The organism is Alicyclobacillus herbarius DSM 13609 (genome assembly GCF_000430585.1).
GTDB classification, from domain to species: Bacteria; Bacillota; Bacilli; order Alicyclobacillales; family Alicyclobacillaceae; genus Alicyclobacillus_G; species Alicyclobacillus_G herbarius.
In genome coordinates, this window is record NZ_AUMH01000001.1 from 1 (window position 1) to 20,162 (window position 20,162).

Genomic DNA, 20,162 nt, shown 5'->3' on the forward strand with positions numbered 1-20,162 from the left:
GCCAAGGCGCTGCACCTCGGGGAGGCGGGGCATCACCCGTACACGGAAGGGTTGATGCGGGCCATCCCGCGGTTGACGCATGAGGATGTGGAGATTGAGGGTATCCCGGGTAACCCGCCGGACCTGCAGGAGCTGCCTTCCGGGTGTGCGTTTCACCCGCGCTGCCCGTACGCGACGGAAGCCTGCCGGGTGGTGCGGCCGAAGCTGCATGAGGTAAACGGACACCAGGTGGAATGCCACCTGTACGAAGCGGAGCGAGGGGGTGCCTACACATGGCCAAGCAAGACGCCTACATCCACGTTGACAACCTGAAGGTGCGTTTCCCCATCCGGCGGCAGGGGCAGCGGATGTTCATCACGCCAGTGGACGGGGTGAGCTTTCGCATCGGCAGGGGAGAGGTGCTGGCCTTGGTCGGGGAGTCCGGTTCGGGCAAGAGCACCATCGGGCGGGCCCTGGTGCGCATCCTGACGCCGGCAGAAGGGCAGATTCGGGTGGCGGGGCAGGACGTAACACGCATCCGCGGGCGGGCGCTGAAAGAATACCGCAGCGTAGCGCAGATGGTGTTCCAGGACCCGTTCGGATCGCTCAATCCGGTACGTACCATCGAGAAGCATCTGACGTACCCGTTGAAAAGGTATCGGGGTAAAAGCGGCCGGGAGCTGTCGGAGCAGGTGGACGAGCTGTTGCACCGGGTGGGGCTAGACCCAGTGGAGGAGTTTCGGGCTAAGTACCCGCACGAGTTATCGGGCGGGCAGAGGCAGCGGGTGGCCATCGCGCGGGCGTTGGCGGTGGATCCGTCGTTCATCGTGGCGGACGAGCCGATTTCGATGCTGGACGTGTCGATTCGGGCGGGGATTTTGAAGCTGATGAATGAGCTCAAGCAGGACTTTAACCTGTCGTACCTGTACATCACGCACGACCTAGCTTCGGCGCGGTACTTTGGCGACCGCATCATGGTGCTGTACGGCGGGCGCATCATGGAGGCGGCGGCGTCGCGGCGCCTGTTGGAGCGGCCGCTGCACCCGTACACGCGATTGTTGTTTGCGGCGACGCCGGGGAGCAGCTGGCAGGAGGCGTTGCCGGAGACGGCCAGTGAGGCGCCAGACCTGCGCGAGGGGCGGGGGGGGGGTCCGTTTGCCCACCGCTGTCCGTTTGCGAAGGCGCGGTGCCGCGAGGAGACCCCAGCCTTGCGTGAGCTGGAGTCGGGGCACCTGGCGGCTTGTCACTTTGCGGAGGAGCTGGCCTGAAATAGGTTGTGGTTCAGCCAACGGGCACCGTCTACCGTCAGGCACTCGCCGCTGATGTAGGCAGCCTCCGGGGAGAGCAGAAACACGGCTGCCGCGGCGATTTCCTCGGGCGTGCCAAGGCGACCGAGTGGGACGCTCGCAGCCATGCGCAACTTGTCCGCTTCGGTTGGAAACAGGTGTGCCTCTCCGCCTGTGCCGGCAATCGGGCCGGGTGCAATCGCGTTGACACGGATGCCGAAGCGTCCCCATTCCACCGCCAGGGTGCGCGTCATCGCCAGGACCCCCGCCTTGGCGCTGGCGGAGTGAACCACGCCAGGGCCTGCCCCCCAGGCGTACGTGGCGACGATGTTGGTGATGGTGCCCCGCTGTCCCGCTGCAATCCAGTGTTTGCCCACCGTCTGCGAGCAGTAGAATGTGCCGTCCAAGACGATGCCGAGCACCGCCCGCCAGCCGTTTTGCGTCAGTTTCTCCGCCGGGCAGATGAAATTGCCGGCCGCGTTGTTGACGAGGTGCTGCACGGAGCCAAACCGTTCGATTGCGGCGTCGAGCGTCCGGCTGACATCTTCAGGCTGTCGCACGTCCATTGCGACGGCCAAGGCGTGACCTCCGTCCGCCTCAATTTCTTGCACGACGCGCTCCAGGTTCTCAAGTTTGCGGCTTGCGACGACCACGTTGGCCCCAAGATGTGCAAGTTTCCGTGCGATGGCCCGGCCGATTCCCGTGCCTCCTCCAGTGACGATGGCGGTTTGTCCGGAGAAAGCATCCGGTACGAACATATTCTTCCCCCGTTTCCCTGACCTGTTGATCGTGCCATTATCATTTAACCTCTATTATACTGCAAGGGCTGAGGGGAAGGGGGAACAAAACAAAAGGAAAGAGATTCAGAACGTCACCCCAGTCCCGAAGGTCATGATCCAGATGGAGCCGGCGATGACGACAAAGGCAAAGACAAAGGCGAGCATGAGCATCCATACATGCCACGCCGGTCCCCGTCGGTCCAGGATGTGCATGAAGAAGAACAGCTGGACAAGGATCTGCAGCACCGCGAGGATCATGATGGTGGCGAACAGTGGTTCTGGCCTCATCGCGTGCGACAGTACCAGCCAAAGGGCGGCGAGTGTTAGGATAATCGATATCACGAAGCCGATGACGTGCATCCACGGCCCGTGTCCATGTTCTTTTCCGGCCTTGCCGCGGCCGGACAGTTTGTCTTCCATGACCGACATCAACTCATCACTCCTGTCAGATAGACGACGGTGAAGATGAACACCCACACGACGTCGAGGAAGTGCCAGTACAGGCCAACGACAAATACCTTGCGCGCGGTGACCTCCGTAATGCCGCGCTGCAGTACCTGGATGAGGATGGCCGTCATCCAGCAAATGCCCAACGACACGTGACACCCGTGCGTACCTACGAGTGTGTAGAACGCCGAGAGGAAGGCGCTTGTGCTCATGGTGTAGCCTTTCATGGCGTCGGTCGCGAACTCGTCGACCTCAAATCCTATGAACAACAATCCCAGAATCAGCGTCACCACCAGCCACACAGCCAGCCAGCTCTTGCGCCCACGCTGCATGGAATACGTGGCGAGGCCACACGTGAAGCTGCTGGTCAACAGAAACAGCGTCTCCGCGGTGAACCCCGTAACATCAAAGATTTGCCGTGCGGATGGCCCGTTCGCGATATGGGTATGCAGCACCGCATACACCGCGAATAGACTGGCAAAGATGATCAGGTCAGACGATAGAAAGATCCAGAAACCGAATATCCACAGGTCTGGCTCCGGATGGTCCGCGTGTTCTGTATGTTCATGTTTCGGGTGCCGACGCTCCAGATTGTAGAGGGAACCTTCCATGACTGACATGGCTCACGACCTCCCGTAGGAAGCTTCGGTCTTACGGATTTCTTCGACCGGGATGTAATAATCGGTATCGTAGTCAAACGACCGCAGTAATAGGCAGGCCGCGACCGCGGCGAAACCAATGACCGTCAGGATGTACCAGTTGAACACAAACCCGAATCCGGCCACGAAAAACGAGAACGCCAGGATGAACGGCCGCCCTGAGTTTTTCGGCATGTGAATCGGCCGCAACTCTCCCGAATCGGGCGGAAGAATGCCTTTCTTGCGCTCCTCTTTCATCGTCCACCAGGCATCGCGGCTGGTGACCACCGGAATCCGCGCGAAGTTGTAGTGTGGCGCCGGGGATGGAATCGACCATTCGAGGGTGCGGCCATCCCAAGGGTCGCCGGTGGTGTCGCGCTCTCCGTAGAAAATACTGTAGACAATCCCGCCTGCGATGAACAGAAAGCCAATCCCCATCATGTAGGCGCCAATGGTGGATATCAGGTTCAGAGCTGACCAGCCCATGCCTGTTGGATAAATGTAGACACGCCGCGTCATGCCCATGAGCCCGAGCAGGTACTGCGGGATGAAGCAGACGTAAAACCCGATGTTGAACCACCAGAACCCCCAGTTTGAAAACCGCTCTTCGAGCAAAAAACCGAACATCTTCGGCCACCAGTAGTACATGCCGGAGAGCATTCCAAAGACGACGCCGCCAATCAGAGTCTGGTGGAAGTGGGCAATTACGAAGTAGCTGTTATGGTACTGGTAATCGGCCGGAGCCACAGAGAGCATCACTCCGGTCGCACCGCCGATGGCGAAATTTGGGATGAACCCGATAGCCCATTTCATGGGGATGGTAAGGTGCACACGGCCGTAGTACATCGTCGCCAGCCAGTTGAAGACCTTGACACCAGTAGGAATGGCGATGATCATCGTCGCCAACGCGAAGAAGCTGTTGACGCCGGGCCCTGCCCCCATCGTGAAGAAGTGGTGCACCCAAACGTAATAGCTGATCACCGCAATGGCCATGAGGGAGGCGACCATCGAAGAATAGCCGAAGATGCGTTTATGCGAGAACGTCGCCACGACCTCGGAGAAGATCCCAAACGCCGGCAGGACGACGATGTAGACCTCGGGGTGGCCCCACATCCAGAAGAGATTAACGTACATCATCGAATTGCCGCCACCTAACATGGTGAAAAAGTGGGCGCCGGCGACACGGTCAATTAATAGCAGCGCCAAGGCCACGGTCAGTGGCGGGAAGGAGAAGATGATGAGAATGGAGGTGGCCAGAATCGACCAACAAAACAACGGCATCCGCATCAGCGTCATCCCTGGTGCCCGCATCTTCATGATAGTGACGAAGAAGTTAATGCCAGTGGCCGTGCTGCCGATGCCGGATATGAGCAAAGCCATGAGATAGTAATTCTCTCCTGGCCCTAGATTGAACGGTAAATCGGCCAGCGGCGGGTAGCTCGTCCAGCCTGCGTCGGGCGATCCGCCAATGACAAAGGACAGGTTCAGCAGCATCGCGCCGAAAAAGAACATCCAGAAGCTGATGGCGTTCAGGTACGGAAACGCCACGTCGCGGGCGCCAATCATCAGTGGAACGGCGATGTTCATCATCGCAAAGATGAACGGCATCGCCATGAACAGAATCATGATGGTCCCATGGGTCGTGAAGATCTGGTTGTAGTGTTCCGCTTCCAAAAAACGCATGTTCGGGAACGCCAACTGCGTGCGCATCAAAAGCGCATCCACGCCACCGCGGAACAGCATGAGTAGCGCCGAAATCACGTACATAATCCCGATTTTCTTATGGTCGACCGTGGTCAGCCACTCGCGCCACAACCAGCCCCACTTTTTGTAGTAGGTGAGGACAGCGACGATGGCGATGCTGACAATCAAAATTGACACATCCGCACCATAGATGAGCGGATCGCCCGTGACCAGAAGGTGGCTTACGTGAAGACTGTCATCTGGCATGTCCTTTCCCCTCCTTACGCTTTGTTATCCAGGACGTTCACGTCATGCTTCATGTACATGCCGCCTTCGCGCATGATGATGTCTTTGAACAAGCCCGGTGGGAATGACGAGAAGCTCATGCGCCCCACCACGCTCTGCTTAACGAGCTGGGCATAGCCGTCCCGCGTCAACGCTGGCGCCGTCTGCCGGACTTTGGTGGCCCACTGTTCAAACGCCGCGTTCGATGTGGCGATGACGTCAAACTTCATATGGGCGAACCCTCGCCCGGTGAAATTGGCACCGCTGCCAAAGTATGTACCCGGCTTGTTTGCCTGCAGCCAAAGCCGCATCGCCATACCCGGCATCGTATATTCCTGTCCGCCCAGTTGTGGCACCCAAAATGAGTTCATTGGGGCATCGGCGGTTAGGACAAACTGAATCGGCCGACCCGTCGGAATGTAGCAGTAATTGACTGTGGCGATTTTTTGGTCGGGATACTGAAAGAGCCACTTCCAGTCGAGTGACGTTACGTGAATCGTCAAGGGCGATCCGGTCGGCTCCGGCGGTCGGGTCAACCGAAACGTGTCGTGCACCGTGTTGACGGCCAGAATGCCGATGATGACGATGGGAATCCCCCACCAAATGGCCTCCAGGGTCTTGCTCTCTGACCACTCGGGGCGGTACGGCGCCTTGTTATCCGGTCGGTCCCGAAAACGGTGCACAATATACCACAAGAGGAGTATGACCGGCACGACCACGATGCCGACGAGAATGAGCGAGAGGATAATCAGGTGCATCTCGATTGTCGCGACCGGACCGACTGGATTGAACACGAGAAACTGTTCACGCGTACACCCGGACAACAACAGGCACGTTGCGGCGACGGGCAGTATGCGCAGCCAGCGTGTAGGCGCGGGTGGGCACTTCATTTGCACATCCGTCTCCTTTCTGTCCCTGGATTAAGATTTTCAGATCTTGGTTTTTTATCCGAAATGCGGGGTTTCAGTCAATCTCGCCAGCCACTGCGCGGCTGTAGCGTGCTCGTGGATGATGTAATCGTCGTACCACCACAAGACGGCACCGAGCGCAAAGAACAGGACAACGATGATTCCCAGTACCCAGTACAGCTTCGCGAGTCCTTTATTGGCATCTTGTTTCATGGTGAACCTCCTCGTACGGGATGGATTACTGCACCCATATCATGAGTAAAAATGAACCAAATTACCCATTCGGCTAGCGGTGTCCGCGCTCGGTTCCAGGTCTGTTCACAGAACCGCAAAAGATTTCTCGCCGCCGCTCAACGGAGCGGCTGGCTGTGCTAGAATCAAAGTAAATGGTGTAGGAGCGTACAAGGGGAGGGAATGGCCATACAGCTCATCATTCACGATGTGGAAGCCATCGTCCGCCGCGGCCATATGTATAACGCGGAAATCATCGAGATTGCCGCAGTGCGCGCCATTCCGGACGAAGGCGGCAAGTGGCAGGACGCGGGCCACTTTCACGCCTACGTACGTCCGCAGGATGTGACTTCGATTCCGGTCGTCACCACCCGCTTCACGGGTATTACAGAATCCGACATGGCTGGTGCAAAGCGGTTTCCAGAGGTTTTGCAGACCTTTCTCGAGTGGATTGGCGAGGATGAGTACTACCTGTGTTCGTGGTCGTTATCCGACCGTGACTACTTCATCTCGGACTGCCGTCGGCATGGCGTATCGTTGGATTGGATTCGCAACTACAATGACATACAGAAGTGGTTTGGCCGCAAGTTTCGGCTCAATCAGCGCAGCAGCCTACAGAACGCGTTGGAACTGCTCCAGTTGGAACCGGAGGGTCAAGCGCACAACGCGCTGGCGGATACCATCAACACGTTTCGCGTGCTCAACGCCATTTACGATGCGGAGAGCCCGGTCTTTCGACTGGAGAAAAACGATTGTTCCGGTCGCCTGAAGACAGAAGTGGTCTATGAAGAGGAATTTCACAACAACCCTTTCGCCAAGTTGCAAGGATTGTTTGAATAGGAGAATTGAAAGGCGCCAGGATATGGCGCCTTTTTCCTATTCAACGACCCCCGCGCACGCGCCTTCGCGCCCGAATACTATGGGACGAATTCTGTCGAATTAGGATCCTATTGTCCCCAAGCCGGACAACCTGCTTAAGGAGCGAAGCGCATGAATTTGGCGATAGATATCGGCACCTGTGGTTTCCGTGCCGGGGTTGTGACTCGTTCGGACTTACTCAATGAACCGTCCGTCGTGGCGTATGGACAAGCTTCTGGGCCAGTGGTGGGCCGCCTCGCGGAACAGATGATAGGCCGTCATCCGGGGCACATTCGCATCTCGTTCCCGATAGAAGGCAGTATCGTGCGCGACTTTGACGCACTCGTCGACGTGTTCAAATACATCGTGGCTGCGGTGTTGCCCGGTCGACTGCGGAAGCGGTTTGACCTGGTTCTGGCTCACTCGAGCCACCAATCACAGGTAGATCGTAAGGCGTTTGATGAGGCCGCCAAAGCGGCAGGGGCAAGGCGCGTCCAATTTGTCGAGGCCACACTGGCTGCGGCGCGCGGCGCCGGTTTACCGATTGACCAGCCCATCGGCTCGTTGATTGTTGATTTGGGCGGTGGCACCACCGAGGTGGCCCTGCTGTCTTTGGGCGGCGTCGTGGAACAGCGCAGCCTAAATGTGGGTGGCCGGGCAATCGATCAAGAACTCGTGGATAAGGTGCAACGCCACTTTGCATTCGCCATTGGGCTGCGTACGGCCGAGGTGCTTAAGCAATGGGCGTGCCAAGACCCAGACCCGATGCCAGCGCTTGCCGAGACGGCAACCGCAACCGAGTCGACAAGCTCCGAATCGAGCGAGGTACCACACGCCTCCGGGGCGGAGTCGGGGCAGGCCACTTTTAAAGTCCGTGGTCGGAACCTGACCAATGGCTTACCCGATTCCTTGGAGATCCCGCTCGGTTTCGTGCGAGAAATCCTCGATCAATACGCGGAGCAGGTCATTGGACTGATTCGTGATACAATGGAGGCTTGCCCGCCGGAACTGGTAGGGGACGTGATGGATAGAGGCATCGTCCTGGTCGGGGGCGGAGCGCGGATGAACCGTTTCCTCGACATCCTCCGGCAGCGTATTGACGTCCCCGTAGCGGCCGACGCAGAGCCGGATACGTGCGTCATTCGCGGATTGCTGCAACATGGACGCTAAGGGTTCACAGTTTGAACCAGGGGACTCATTATAATGTTCGAAAAGCAGCAAGACGACCGTCGTGAGCGCGGAGCGGAGCGGAGTAGGCAGGGCAGTCCGTCGATGCGCCACGCGGGCCCGTTTTGAGGCCGATCCGTACGCGAATAAAATGCGGTTTGCGCAATTCTTGGCGGCTGCCAAGCTTGGACAGCGACTCATTGCAGAGACGGCAGAGGCGCATCAAACCTATCGGGTCGGGTTTTACGCTATAACGGTGCACACCCAGGGGGCCGTCCCATTTGTCGCTGCCTTGGTGTGGTGCAGCGGCTGAGCCGTTGACGATGGTGCAGATGCGGGCAGGCAGCCGGGCTAGCGCGGCAAGGCTTAAGCGGCACGTCAGCGTGATGGCTCCTCGACGCGGGGGCGGGTGGGATCACAACTCGGCCAAGGGATGTCTGACGTGGTCTTCACAAACCTTTCCCCTCCGTAGGGACGTAAAAAACGACCGTTGCACCCCGAATTCTGTCGCGCTGACAACCTATGCGTGACAGAATTCGGGGTGCATGAGTGGGAAAGATTGCGCCTGAAGGTGCCTAGTTTCGCGGGCCAAGGGACGGATATCCGGTGCAGTTTACAGAAGACGGCTGAAACGGGAGACAAACCGGGTTAGAGTCGAGATCCCCCTTTTTCTTCGGGACCCCAACCGGTATGCTCCATGAGACACCAGAAGGTCAAGGCGATGGTTAGTAGCGCGGGCCCTTCCGTTGCCCAATACTGCTCAACCTCGTAGTGACCCAGGAACGGTTCGACGAGGAACCAGAGTCCAGTAAACAAGACAACCCAATATTGCCACATCCGCCAGCTCGGTACGCGTGGCTCCACGGCCGCCCATATGGAGACGACCAACTGCAGCAAGCCGAAGATGACACTGGCCCATATCACATAGGGGAAGTGGGCTACACCAAGTACCCAGGGCGCTATCACAAACCAGGCACCAATCGCGGCGGTTATCCAACTCCTCCACTTCAACGGTGTAAGCCTCCGTTCACAAGGGCTAAAGTCGATTCGGATTCATGTGGCTGATTTGCTACCGCATTTACTTTCTCCCTACGGAGGCTCATTTATGCCATCCCTGCGACCGCTTTGAGCATGCATGTATTTTGAGCATGCACGTATCTGTATGTGCTTAGTGCGGGATGGCATTCGGAAATACGTAAGCGTACACGGTTGTGATGATGGCCACGAATAGCACGAGGGCCACGCTGTGTTTCAGCGTAAACCGGTACAGATCGCCTTCATGGCCAACCAAGCCGGTGGCGGAGGTGCCCACCGCAATCGATTGGGGGGAAATCATTTTTCCCATGACCCCACCGGCCGAGTTTGCCCCCATTGTGAGGTACGGATTGAGTCCTAGTTGGAGCGCCGTGAGTTTTTGCAGATTGCCGAACAACAGGTCGGAGGAAGTATCGCTGCCGGTCAGAAAAACGCCAAGCCAACCAAGGAACGGGGCAAAGAACGAGAAGAGCGCGCCCGTTGCGGCTAGGGCCATGGCGATGGTGGCCGCCATACCCGAGTAGTTGAACAGATAGCCAAACCCGACGACAAACGCAATCGTCAACAAAGGATAAATGAGGCTGCGAAACGTTTCATTCAGGGTGCGGAACCAATTCGCCCAGGACTGGCCGAGGATAAACTTGGCGACCACTGCGGCCAGGAGGATGGAGGTGCCGGTGGCGCCGAGGATGTCAAGCTTCCACTGCGCCGCCAGCGGGGCCGCCTTATTCACAATCGGCGCGGCCTCTGCAACCTTCAGGTGTAAGTCGGGCCAGTTGACGAGAACTGTGGCGTGGGCCAACACGTTCTTTACGGCCGGTATCGCCCACAGAATGATGAATAGGCAAAGGACGAGGAACGGAGACCAGGCGCGAAAGATTTCACCGGCCCGCGGGCGCGATGTTCTTGTCGGCTGCCCTGGGTGAAGTGTCGACAGAGGTTCATCCGGGAACCGCCACACGGTCTTCGGCTGCCAGAAGCGCAGGAGAATCATCAGGCAAAGGATGGAGACGATTGCCGCCAAGATGTCGGGGAGTTCCGGCCCGACAAAGTTCGAGACGGCAAACTGTGTGATGGCAAATGAGAGCCCGCAGGTCAGAGCTGCCGGAAAGACTTCGCGCATGCCGCGCCAGCCGGACATGACGACCATCAGCCAAAACGGAACAATGAGTGACGCAAAAGGCAGGATGCGGCCGACCATTTGGCTGATGAGCAGCGGACTGGAACCGGTCGCCGTGGCCATGGCGGTGATGGGGATGCCGACCGCGCCAAAGGCGACGGGAGCGGTGTTGGCCAGCAGGCAGATACCCGCCGCATACATCGGGTTGAAGCCGAGTCCAGCCAGCATGGCCGCAGCCACCGCCACGGGGGTGCCAAACCCGGATGTGCCTTCTAGGAAGGCACCGAAGGAAAACGCGATGAGGAGTGCCTGAATCCGCCGGTCTTCCGACAGGCCCGAAATGGATTGGCGGATGACGTCAAAAAAACCGGTATTGACGGTGATGCGGTATAGAAAAACTGCGGCGAAGACAATCCAGCCGATGGGCCAAAGGCCGGTAAACATCCCATAGATGGAGGCTGAAACCGCTTTGTCGAGCGGAAACCGGAAGACAATCCAAGCGTCAAGGATGGCCAGGATGACGGTGGAGAGCGCCGCCACATGAGCGCGCATCCGCAGCCCAACTAAAGCGACAAAAAAGTAGAGAATGGGAATAACAGCAACCAGCGCAGACCAGCCTACACTTCCGGCAATCGGGGTGTACCATTGGGTGAACATCCCTGTCCCCTCCCTGGCGAACGACGCGTCGCCAATCATCTCCCCTGCGACTGATATGCCGGTCATTTCGGTCGTTATAGATGGAAAGGTGTCTTTTCAGAGTGCTAGACTTGCTGCCGCCTGTTTGATTTCCACGCAACGCGCCGGACGGGGAATCAGTTTTCCGGGGTTGCAAAGGTCGCCTGGGTTAAACGTTTCCCGCAAGCTCGCTTGCAGCGCCAACTCGGGCGCGTGGAACAGATACCCCATCTCGTGGATTTTCTCGATGCCGACGCCATGCTCGCCGGTGATGCTGCCGCCGACATCGACACACAACTGGAGGATGCGCCGGCCTAACTGGGTGGCTTGTTCGGTCTGACCGGGGATGCGCGCATCGTAGCAGATAAGCGGGTGCAGGTTGCCGTCCCCGGCGTGGAATACGTTCGCAACACGTAGTCCTGCTTCTTCGCTGTACTTTGCAATCGTTTTGAGGACCTCTGTCAGGCGCGTGCGCGGAATCACCCCGTCTTGCACCATATAATCCGGAGAGATGCGGCCGATGGCAGGGAACGCCATCTTGCGGCTGCTCCACCACAGCGCACGTTCGGCCTCGTCGCGGGCAATGTGGACGGATCGGACATGGTGTCTACGACAGACCTCGACGACACGGTTCGCCAATTCATCGACGCCGGCTGCCAAACCGTCGACCTCAATCAACAGCACTGCTTCGATGTCCGGTGGATAGCCGACATGGTAGCGGCTCTTGTCGACCGCCTGCATGGCTAGTTGATCCATCATCTCGCAGGCAGCCGGGATGATGCCAGCGGCGATGATGCCGGACACGGTATCTGAGGCGTCTTCCACCCGGTCAAACCAGGCCATGACCGTTTTTACCGCTTGCGGCTTTTTCAAGATGCGGACCGTAATTTCTGTGGCAATTCCAAGCGTTCCTTCGGATCCGACAAACAGGCCCAGCAGGTCAAGCCCCAGGGGGTCACCGAACGGTTCGCCTAGCTCCATCACTTCGCCATCAGGTAGTACAACCTTGGCGGCAACTACGTGATTGGTCGTTACGCCGTACTTTAAACAATGCGATCCGCCCGCGTTTTCGGCCAGGTTGCCGCCAATGGTGCAGACGGATTGACTGGATGGGTCGGGGGCGTAATAAAATCCTTGAGCGGCTACGCGCTTCGTCAATTCGAGGTTGACGAAACCGGGCTGCACCGTTGCACGCTGGTTCACAAAGTCGACATGGAGTAATTTGTCCATCTTCGCCAGGCTGATGACCACCTCGTTGTGCAACGGGGTGGCGCCCCCACTGAGCCCGGTTCCGGCTCCGCGCGGAAGAAACGGAACGCCCGCGTTGGACAGACAGCGGACCACCTTGACGACCTGCTCCGTGTCGACGGGGAGGACAACGGCGGAAGGTCGGCCGGATTGGGCGACATAGGCGTCGCACTCGTACGCAGTAAGCTGCCTCGGATTGGAGATGAGTCCTTTCGGCCCGACGATGCGCTCGAGCTCGCGCAGGAGACCATCGGTCAACACGTTTGCTCCTCCCTTCGATACGCCTCATCCAACAGCTGCACGGTGTGTAGGACGTCGAGATTCACGCCCCGCCGATAGACACCTAGGCGGATTTGCAGCATACATCCGGGATTGCCCATGACCACAGCGTCTACGTCCTCCGGGATGTCGTCCATCTTACGCTCTAAAAGTTGATTGGCCATCTCTGGGTGGGTGAGGTTATAAATCCCCGCACTGCCGCAGCACCGTTCCGAATCGGGCAGTGGGACCATGTTCAAGCCAGGGATGGACGTCAAGACTTCCCTGGGTTGACGGCGGATCCCTTGGGCATGGCAGAGGTGGCACGCATCGTGGTAGGTGATGGTCCGCTCCAGGCGTGCGCGGGGAGCCGTAAACCCGGCCTCGACCAGGACTTCCGTCACGTCGCGCACCCGCGCGGCAAACCGTTCCGCCTTGGCGAGCATCTCTGGGTCCTCGCGGAACAGCTCCGGATACTCCTTGAGGGCCGCTCCACAACCCGCAGCGTTGACGACGATGTAGTCGGCGTCCGACGCGAGGAACGACTCGATATTTTGGCGGGCGAGTAAACGCGCCTGATCCCGGTCCCCAGCGTGGACATGCAGTGCCCCACAACAGACCTGCGATTTGGGCACTCGGACGCGCATCCGGTTGCGGTTTAAGACGCGGGCTGTAGCCTGATTGATGTCGGAAAAAAAGACGTCCATAACACAACCCGTAAATAGTGCGGCGGTCGCTTTGTAGGTTGTATCCGGTTGCGTGTCTGTGGGCTCTACGACCTCCGGCAGGTCCAGCAGTGCCGGACGCTTGGACACGGGGGGTAACACGGCTTCCATCTCGCGTACATGAGCGGGGAGAATGTGAAGTATCCGTAGACGCCTGGCCATCGGCTGTAAACCGGATTTTTGGTAGACGCGCAAGAGTCGGCGCAGTGCGCGCAGACGGCGCGGATGCGCGAATACTCCGCGTAGGAACAGCCGCTCCAGGCGGTTGCTCTCTCCAGTGTGATCGGCCGCTTGATGGAACTGCCCGCGGGCCTTTTCAATCAGCGCTCCGACCTCGACGCCGGATGGGCAGACACTCTCACACGCCCGGCAATCCAGGCAAGTGAAGACAGGGTCTTGCAGGCCGTCTGCCAAGGTCAGGGTTCCTTCTGCTGCTTGCTTGATGAGATAGACACGACCGCGGGGAGACAGGTTTTCATCGGAGGTCTCTTGATAGGTTGGGCACACCTCCAGACAAAAGCCGCAATGCACGCAGGCCGAATACCTTTCGACGTCGGGTGCGTCGCGGTAGACAAAGGCGCTGCTTGACGAGGTCAGCGACCCATGCTGCGCCTGCATGACTTCATCTCGTGTCTCCGTGGTGCTCAAGACGACATCCCTCCTGCGTATGGGTCTGGAAACTGGGCCCCCTCGGCCTGAAAGACCTGTCGGACGGCCGCTTGCAGCCGTCGTTCCGCGAGGCCAAGGCGCGGACTGTCGAAAACCGGAAAAGCGCGCCGGATGGCCGTCGGTGCCGTTTCCAGGACAGTCGCCGCATTGCGCTTGCGGGCTGCCGCACGCAACTCCTCCAGCAGTAGTATGATGTTTTCCGTCTTCTCGGTGCGAACGCGGACACGTCCCACTCCAACCGGCAGGCTTGCAGTCAGATATGGCGGCAAGTTTTGCCGAGTCAACACCTGCGCCCACTCCTGCAGGATGAACATCAGGTCGGAAGGGGGGCACTGCACCCGCAGGACGCATTCCGGGTTTGCCCAGCGTTCTCCGTGTTCTACCCAGAACTGCTCGACCTCATTGCTGGAAAAGACTTTTGCTTGCATCCCTAGGTCGGCGGCCAAGAGGAGCAACTGTTCTGTCTGGAACTCGGCCGCTTCACGGTTTTCGTGGCAATCCACCGCAAGCCACCAATCGCCCCCTTCTCCATCGGGCGTCCCTTCATGGGTCTCTGCGGTGTGGATAGCTTCACAAGCGCTCGGCAGCAACGGAGAGTCCATCACCCGTGCACGGGCGCGATCGACTTGATACATACTGCCGCGCAGTAGACACATGGCTCGGTGGAGGGGAAGCGGTTTCAACTTGAACGTGCATTCGCTGATAAACCCGAGACTCCCGCGACTGCCTACTAGCAGTTTGGTCACGTCGTATCCAGCCACGTTTTTTACGACTTTGCCGCCCAGACGAACGACTCGCCCATCGGCCAAAACCACCCGTGCCCCAATGAGCAGGTCGCGCAGAGTCCCGTACAGGATACGGTGAGGACCTGACAGACCGGCGCTTACGACGCCTCCTATGGTCGCCCGCGGCGAGCAAGGGGGGTCTATCGGCAGCATTTGCCCATGGTTGGCCAGGTGTGCCTGCAGCCGGCTAAGCGGTGTGCCGGATTGTACGGTTACCACCATGTCGGCGGGCGAATAGTCGACAATTTGACAGAGCTGCGTGCTTTCCAGCAAGATTTCGACGCGGCTGGGTACCGCCCCGCAGTCGAGGTGTGTGCCCGCACCTATCGGCACGACGGACCAATCTTCATCCGTGGCCATCTGCAAAAGCTGAGCGACGGTCGATTCGTCGGGAGGGGCCGCGATGACGACAGGGGTGGTTTGATCCGTCAGCCGTCGCGCCAGTGTGTCGTCCACACGGACGTGCTGCTGGCCGATGACCTCAGAGACAGCTGTTGCAATGCACATATGCCGCTGGTCTCCCGCTTCCATCTGTCACTTGAGCCTCCCTTGTCAAGTAACCTTCGTCCTATCTGTTCTATTATGCAGAACTGCGTTCCGTGATACCGGTACAGAACTCAAATGTCGATGTACCGGCCAGGAAATTGGTTTATGAATATGGTAACATTGAATTGTCCGATTATCCAGTCTCTAGACGAGCTCCTCATGACAAATTGGGCATGTTTCGTTGAACCAGGACATGACTATGTTCCACGTGCTTATCAATCTCCCTAAAAATATGAGAGGAACATGGTGATTTCGGAAGGGAGCCACGTATTACATTTCGTCCGGAGAAATGCAGGGTTCCGATCAACCCTTTGAGCCATTGGAGAAGCACAGCCACATCCACTTTGGGGCCGTGAACGTGGAAGTCCTGGAGATGCCTACGCCCGGGCATATGCCAGGTAGCACATCGTTCCTGGTCAATCGTAAGTTTCTGCTGTCCGGAGACACCATATTTGTTGACGGTTTGGGCCGACCGGATTTGGATGGGAAAGCCAAAGAGTGGGGACAGGCTCTGTGCGATACCGTCTTCAAGAAAATTGAATACTTACCGGATGATGTGTTGGTCTTGCCGGCTCACTATTCGGACATCAAGGAAATCAATGACAACGGCTCTGTGGGAGCAACCCTTGAAGACATTCGTCGCAGTAACGAGATTATGCGGACAACGGATCGAGTATGAACCCAAAATCCCCTGGTGGGCTACTTCCTCCCCTGTAAGGTGTCGTCAGACTAAGGTGACCGTCTATGGAGTTGACGTTTCGTCCGAAATATTGAGCTTCTTGAGAGGCGGGGTGTCAGTCGACAAGGATTGATTGATCCGTCAGTCGCCGCGCCAACACGTCTTCCAGACGGAAGTGCTGCTGACCGATAAACCTCAGAGATGTCCATCGATTGATTGCGAACACGTGAATCGCTGCTCACCCTTTCTACATTGAAGAGTTCGTAAAGCGCCTTTGCATACCTCAATTCACGAGAAAGTCTACAAGCAAACTTGAGCCCCCGAACGGGGAGCGGATTTGAGATTGAACTAATATGTATTTTATAGCCTTTCCTCCAAGGGCGGTGTCGTGTATGCTTAGATTGTTTAACCCCAAAGGTGCTCGTTCCTGGCTTGAAATGTGTTTAGACTCCGCCGAGCAGGGAGCGACTTTCCAATTATTTAGGTCCACGATGTGGAATAAACTTTCGGAGTCCGGAATGATTCAAGGTTCGAATCATTCTCCCGTCCCGACTTTGGACGCGGGGAAAGGAGCGAACATTTCATGGATGGATTTTGGAGTACAGGGGGAATCTTTGCCTCGCGCGAGAATCACTTGGTTCCGCGCGGGTTGCGTAGGCGCATCACCATTCCTTCGCACCGTACAATCTGGGAGACGGCTGCGATTGTCGAGGTGGCAGCAAGGATCGGATTCCACCTGGCCGAACTGCGGGAACCATTTTTCGATTCCCTGTTTGTGTTCGACCGGCTCGACGACGCGGATGCCGGCAATTCGGTCGAAGGCGGCGTGCACCTCGTACTCGGAACCGATGAAGTCTGGTTGACCCAGGTCCTCGGCGATGGGGTTCAACCGTTGTTGCGCATGCGTGGCGAAAGCTCTGAGGATAGGGGAATCGTTTACCCTTATCGCGACGAGGGAAAGACGATTGTGGTCGTGACGGGAACGAAGCCCGAGACGACCTTGCTGGCTGCGCGCTACCTCGTGACCAACGGGTTTGGGGAGAAAATCGACATCGACCATCCTGTCATTTTCATTTCCCCGGAACAGGCGCCACAAAGGTTGCGGCCGGAGCTGGAGGATTGGCCACCCAAGAGCAACTTCTCGCTTCACAATGTGTTTACCACGGAGGGCATCTATCACACCTCGGATGGGGATGTGCATCCATCCCTGGACGTGACGTTCCTCTTGAACGAGACGAAAAGGATTTCGGGCGAAGCGTGCAGAAACCCGGGCGCGGTGTATGGAGCATCAAACGAGGAGATGATTGCCGCCGTCGAATTGGCTGTCCGCATGGCCATGTCTGCAGGCAGTATGACCTTTCCAGTGACGTGTTGCCCCGGGGAAGAGACAGGGATGCCCGGATTGCTCGTATCCATTTGCCTGCGTGAAGACAGCGTTTACGGGTGGTCCGCAGAACTGGCGGAAGACAGGGTTCTCACATGTCTTCATATCACGGGCGGAAAAGACAAGCTGGTTAGTGGCGTTCGCGAGATCATTCGCGATTGGTTCGATCCGCCAGACATTTGGCACGGCGACACGTGGCGGCAGCGCTTCGCCATGCTGCGGAGCCCGAGCCGGGATGTCCACGCGCGCGCCCAGTTGGCGATGATGGCGTTTGTGCAAAGGACCAATGGAAGGGTCACGGAGATACGTGTTCCGGCTCACCTGGCACAGCCCGCGGAATTCTGGGACGCGACGGGAGTGCCGACCGTTCACATTGAGCAGACCGCTCCGGCGTGGACACTCGAGTGGGCCGACCCCGGAGAGATGAGGGATATGGAAGAGTTCGTAGAAAAATTCTTTCGAGGACGAAGGGCCGGGGACGTCGAGAAAAGGCCGTTTACCATCGAGATCGTAACCACGGTCAGCGCGTCGACGTTCGTATCCTTCGCGGAGCGCATGCGGGAAAGGCTCCGCAATACCTTCGGGGTGCAGGTTCACTTTGTCTACCGCAACGCAAATAAGTCCGGCTTACACTGGTTTATGCACGAGGTGCTGCCGGAGTTGCGGCGAGTCAAGGGACTTCATTCCGTTGAGGTGGCCGCGCGGGCATTCCGACCGGACGTGAAATACCTCGATCGCCCGTACCGGTTCCTGCAAGACCTCTATCCGGCGGACGAGCTATTGGTGGCGGAAATCGGGATTCCGAAAGATCGGATTCACCTGCGCCTGCTGGAGGAGGGTGCCGCGCCGATGTTCCAGGTTCGGGCATTTGATGCGCATGGCCTGCCGCTTGGTACCTGGACCTGGGAAGGATGGACCGAGACGGCGCTGTACATGCCCGAGAAACCTGAGCTGGGACGAGTGCTCGTGCCGGCCGCCGGGTGCCGCATCTATGAGGGGAACCTGGACACGCCCGTCGCGAGCCAATCCTTTGCCACAAACCCGTTCCGGTTTTGGAAGTGGTACCAGTCCGTCCTGCCACAGATTGAGCGTCGTCCGGACTTGCATGAAGGGACGCCGAAGTTCATGCAGCTGGAGTGCCACGTCACACTGGACGCCGAGGACGAGGAGATTCCATACAGGGAGGAGGTCAACTCTTGTCTCGAAGCGCTGCACGAGGATATCTATTTCTACTCGCTGCACGCGTTCTATGAATACGGGCTCTCCGTCTCCGACTTGACCTGGAACGCGCCGGGTGGCATCCTGCCGTTCATCCACGCTGAACCGGGCTGCACGCCGCATGCCATCATCAAACTGTACACCTTCCCGACGGTGGATGAAATCACCATCGTGTCCGGCGACACGAAGCGCGTAGTTCGCCCCATGGACAGGCGGGTTCTCGAAGGTGCCCGCATCATTCGGCTGACCTGCGATGACGGGGGGCGCCATTTTACCGTAGCTGGCGTCACAGAAGCGGAGTTGGCCAGGGGATTGGAGACATGGCTGGGGGCGGCCGCGGATTCCGACGGGAATGCGGACCATCCGCGCGGTCTAGGGCGGAACGCGGAGGGGACTCTGTTGCGGGGTTCCGCGATCGACGATTCGATGGTCGACAAGGTCATCCTCGTCAACCAGGATGTGGCCCAGTGGTTGGACCGCAACCGCGGAACCATTCCCGGCCGGGCTATACGCCTCGACTACTCGTTCCAAGGGGAGTGGATCTGGTTCGTCGAGCTGTACGCTGGACGCCGGGAGAGAAGCATTTCGTCTCCCGTCAAGCACTCGCTGTACAAGCCGACGCTGTTCATCAATGCGCGACATCATGCGAATGAGGTGTCTAGTACGAACGCGGCCTTGCGGCTGGTGCGGGATGTGGCAGATGACGGGCGCGTGCTGGAATTCGTCAATCTCGTGCTGGTCCCGCTGGAAAACGTGGACGGAGCAAACCTGCACTTCAGGATGGCTTCGGAGCACCCGAAGTGGAAGCTGCACGCGGCTAGGTACAACGCGTGTGGCCTGGAGTTTCAGGAATATCGTTTCCACCCCGACACGATGTTTGGCGAGAGCCGCGTCTACCCGAAAGTGTGGGATCGTTGGAAACCGGATATCGCGATTGATGATCACGGCATTCCGTCTCACGAATGGATCCAGCCGTTCAGCGGTTACAGCAGCCCGCCGCGCTTTCCGGTCTCGTACTGGATTCCGAGCGCGCGCATGTATACCATTTGGCGCAAACCCACAGCGGGCGAGCAGATCTTTAACGACGCCCTTGCGTCCTTGCGTGGGTACGTGACCGAAAGCCTTGACAAACACCCGGACGTGGCACGGGACAACGCCGCGTGGCTCGACACATATCGCCGTTGGGGGAACGAATTTGACCCGGACTACTTCCCGGTGGAACTGTCGCACGGCAGTATTGCCCATACGTGGGAGAGCTGCAAGAATCCAGAGTCGCCGACCCTCGTGGAGCGGTTTCCAAATTGGATTACGGCCGACATCATCACGGAAGTCAACGACGAGACTGTGCAGGGCGAGGAGTTGCGGGCGTGTGCGGATGCACACCTGGTGGTCAATAAATCCGTCATAGAGTGGATGGTCAAGACGACGCAAAGGGTCGAGGTCTCTGCGGAGAGATTGGAGAACGGGAAGATCCGTGTCCGGATGGAGAGAAGGAGGCCGATTCTTTGAAATTGCCGCGCGGACGCCGGTAACTGGTGTCGTCCTGGGGGGTTATCAAT

At 58.3% G+C, this 20,162-nt stretch carries 17 protein-coding genes and 1 pseudogene; 7 read left to right on the forward strand and 11 right to left on the reverse strand.

Annotation, left to right across the window (positions count from 1 at the left end):
* Both H522_RS16525 and H522_RS0100010 read left to right on the forward strand, forming a co-directional pair.
* Window positions 1–312, forward strand: a 312-nt coding sequence (locus H522_RS16525) for an oligopeptide/dipeptide ABC transporter ATP-binding protein (protein ID WP_035451927.1), incomplete at its 5' end; no start/stop codon positions are given.
* Window positions 273–1,247, forward strand: coding sequence for an ABC transporter ATP-binding protein (locus tag H522_RS0100010; protein WP_026960739.1), 975 nt, complete (start codon window positions 273–275; stop codon window positions 1,245–1,247). The genes H522_RS16525 and H522_RS0100010, both read left to right, overlap by 40 nt.
* Here H522_RS0100010 and fadH read toward each other — a convergent pair.
* From fadH to H522_RS21340, 6 genes are all read right to left on the reverse strand, one after another.
* The gene (fadH, locus tag H522_RS0100015; protein ID WP_026960740.1) at window positions 1,223–2,023 is read right to left on the reverse strand and encodes a 2,4-dienoyl-CoA reductase; all 801 of its coding nucleotides are present in this window, start codon (window positions 2,021–2,023) and stop codon (window positions 1,223–1,225) included. The genes H522_RS0100010 and fadH overlap by 25 nt on opposite strands.
* Window positions 2,024–2,128: 105 nt before the next feature.
* The gene (locus H522_RS0100020; protein ID WP_245577953.1) at window positions 2,129–2,473 is read right to left on the reverse strand and encodes a cytochrome o ubiquinol oxidase subunit IV; all 345 of its coding nucleotides are present in this window, start codon (window positions 2,471–2,473) and stop codon (window positions 2,129–2,131) included.
* Window positions 2,473–3,102 (reverse strand): cytochrome (ubi)quinol oxidase subunit III, encoded by a 630-nt coding sequence (locus H522_RS0100025; RefSeq protein ID WP_026960742.1) that lies wholly within the window; start codon window positions 3,100–3,102, stop codon window positions 2,473–2,475. The genes H522_RS0100020 and H522_RS0100025 overlap by 1 nt, the downstream gene beginning before the upstream one ends.
* Before the next feature lie 12 nt (window positions 3,103–3,114).
* Window positions 3,115–5,079 carry a cbb3-type cytochrome c oxidase subunit I gene (locus H522_RS0100030; protein WP_026960743.1) on the reverse strand — a complete coding sequence of 655 codons (1,965 nt, stop codon included), beginning with the start codon at window positions 5,077–5,079 and terminating at the stop codon, window positions 3,115–3,117.
* Between the two features lie 14 nt (window positions 5,080–5,093).
* Window positions 5,094–5,987 carry a ubiquinol oxidase subunit II gene (locus tag H522_RS16530; RefSeq protein WP_035451931.1) on the reverse strand — a complete coding sequence of 298 codons (894 nt, stop codon included), beginning with the start codon at window positions 5,985–5,987 and terminating at the stop codon, window positions 5,094–5,096.
* Window positions 5,988–6,041: 54 nt separating this feature from the next.
* Window positions 6,042–6,218 carry a hypothetical protein gene (locus H522_RS21340; RefSeq protein WP_155836084.1) on the reverse strand — a complete coding sequence of 59 codons (177 nt, stop codon included), beginning with the start codon at window positions 6,216–6,218 and terminating at the stop codon, window positions 6,042–6,044.
* A 201-nt stretch (window positions 6,219–6,419) separates the two neighbouring features.
* Here H522_RS21340 and H522_RS0100045 point away from each other — a divergent pair, with 201 nt between their 5' ends.
* The 3 genes from H522_RS0100045 (at window position 6,420) to H522_RS21345 (ending at window position 8,574) form a co-directional block, all read left to right on the forward strand.
* Window positions 6,420–7,076 carry a 3'-5' exonuclease gene (locus tag H522_RS0100045; RefSeq protein WP_026960744.1) on the forward strand — a complete coding sequence of 219 codons (657 nt, stop codon included), beginning with the start codon at window positions 6,420–6,422 and terminating at the stop codon, window positions 7,074–7,076.
* A 150-nt stretch (window positions 7,077–7,226) separates the two neighbouring features.
* Window positions 7,227–8,264 carry a rod shape-determining protein gene (locus H522_RS16535; protein WP_051343528.1) on the forward strand — a complete coding sequence of 346 codons (1,038 nt, stop codon included), beginning with the start codon at window positions 7,227–7,229 and terminating at the stop codon, window positions 8,262–8,264.
* A gap of 61 nt (window positions 8,265–8,325) precedes the next feature.
* Window positions 8,326–8,574, forward strand: coding sequence for a hypothetical protein (locus tag H522_RS21345; RefSeq protein WP_155836085.1), 249 nt, complete (start codon window positions 8,326–8,328; stop codon window positions 8,572–8,574).
* A 335-nt stretch (window positions 8,575–8,909) separates the two neighbouring features.
* Here H522_RS21345 and H522_RS16540 read toward each other — a convergent pair whose 3' ends face one another.
* The 5 genes from H522_RS16540 to H522_RS20160 all read right to left on the reverse strand — a co-directional run bounded on the left by H522_RS16540 (window position 8,910) and on the right by H522_RS20160 (window position 15,283).
* Window positions 8,910–9,272, reverse strand: coding sequence for an SPW repeat protein (locus H522_RS16540; protein WP_051343529.1), 363 nt, complete (start codon window positions 9,270–9,272; stop codon window positions 8,910–8,912).
* Window positions 9,273–9,429: 157 nt separating this feature from the next.
* Complete coding sequence (locus H522_RS0100065) at window positions 9,430–11,073, reverse strand: L-lactate permease (RefSeq protein ID WP_026960745.1); 1,644 nt, start codon at window positions 11,071–11,073, stop codon at window positions 9,430–9,432.
* A 96-nt stretch (window positions 11,074–11,169) separates the two neighbouring features.
* Complete coding sequence (locus tag H522_RS0100070; protein ID WP_026960746.1) at window positions 11,170–12,597, reverse strand: FAD-linked oxidase C-terminal domain-containing protein; 1,428 nt, start codon at window positions 12,595–12,597, stop codon at window positions 11,170–11,172.
* Entirely contained in the window at window positions 12,594–13,940 is a 1,347-nt protein-coding gene (locus tag H522_RS0100075; protein ID WP_026960747.1) for a (Fe-S)-binding protein, read from the reverse strand. Before H522_RS0100075 ends, H522_RS0100070 begins: the two co-directional genes overlap by 4 nt.
* Window positions 13,941–13,966: 26 nt before the next feature.
* Window positions 13,967–15,283: an FAD-binding oxidoreductase gene (locus H522_RS20160; RefSeq protein ID WP_162143457.1), complete on the reverse strand. Its 1,317-nt coding sequence runs from the start codon at window positions 15,281–15,283 to the stop codon at window positions 13,967–13,969.
* 292 nt (window positions 15,284–15,575) lie between these two features.
* Here H522_RS20160 and H522_RS0100085 point away from each other — a divergent pair.
* Window positions 15,576–15,995 (forward strand): annotated as a pseudogene (locus H522_RS0100085) (MBL fold metallo-hydrolase); the annotation flags it as partial.
* Window positions 15,996–16,584: 589 nt separating this feature from the next.
* Window positions 16,585–20,112, forward strand: a complete 3,528-nt coding sequence (locus tag H522_RS0100090) for a M14 family metallopeptidase (protein WP_026960749.1) — start codon at window positions 16,585–16,587, stop codon at window positions 20,110–20,112.
* The last annotated feature ends 50 nt before the right edge of the window (window positions 20,113–20,162 follow it).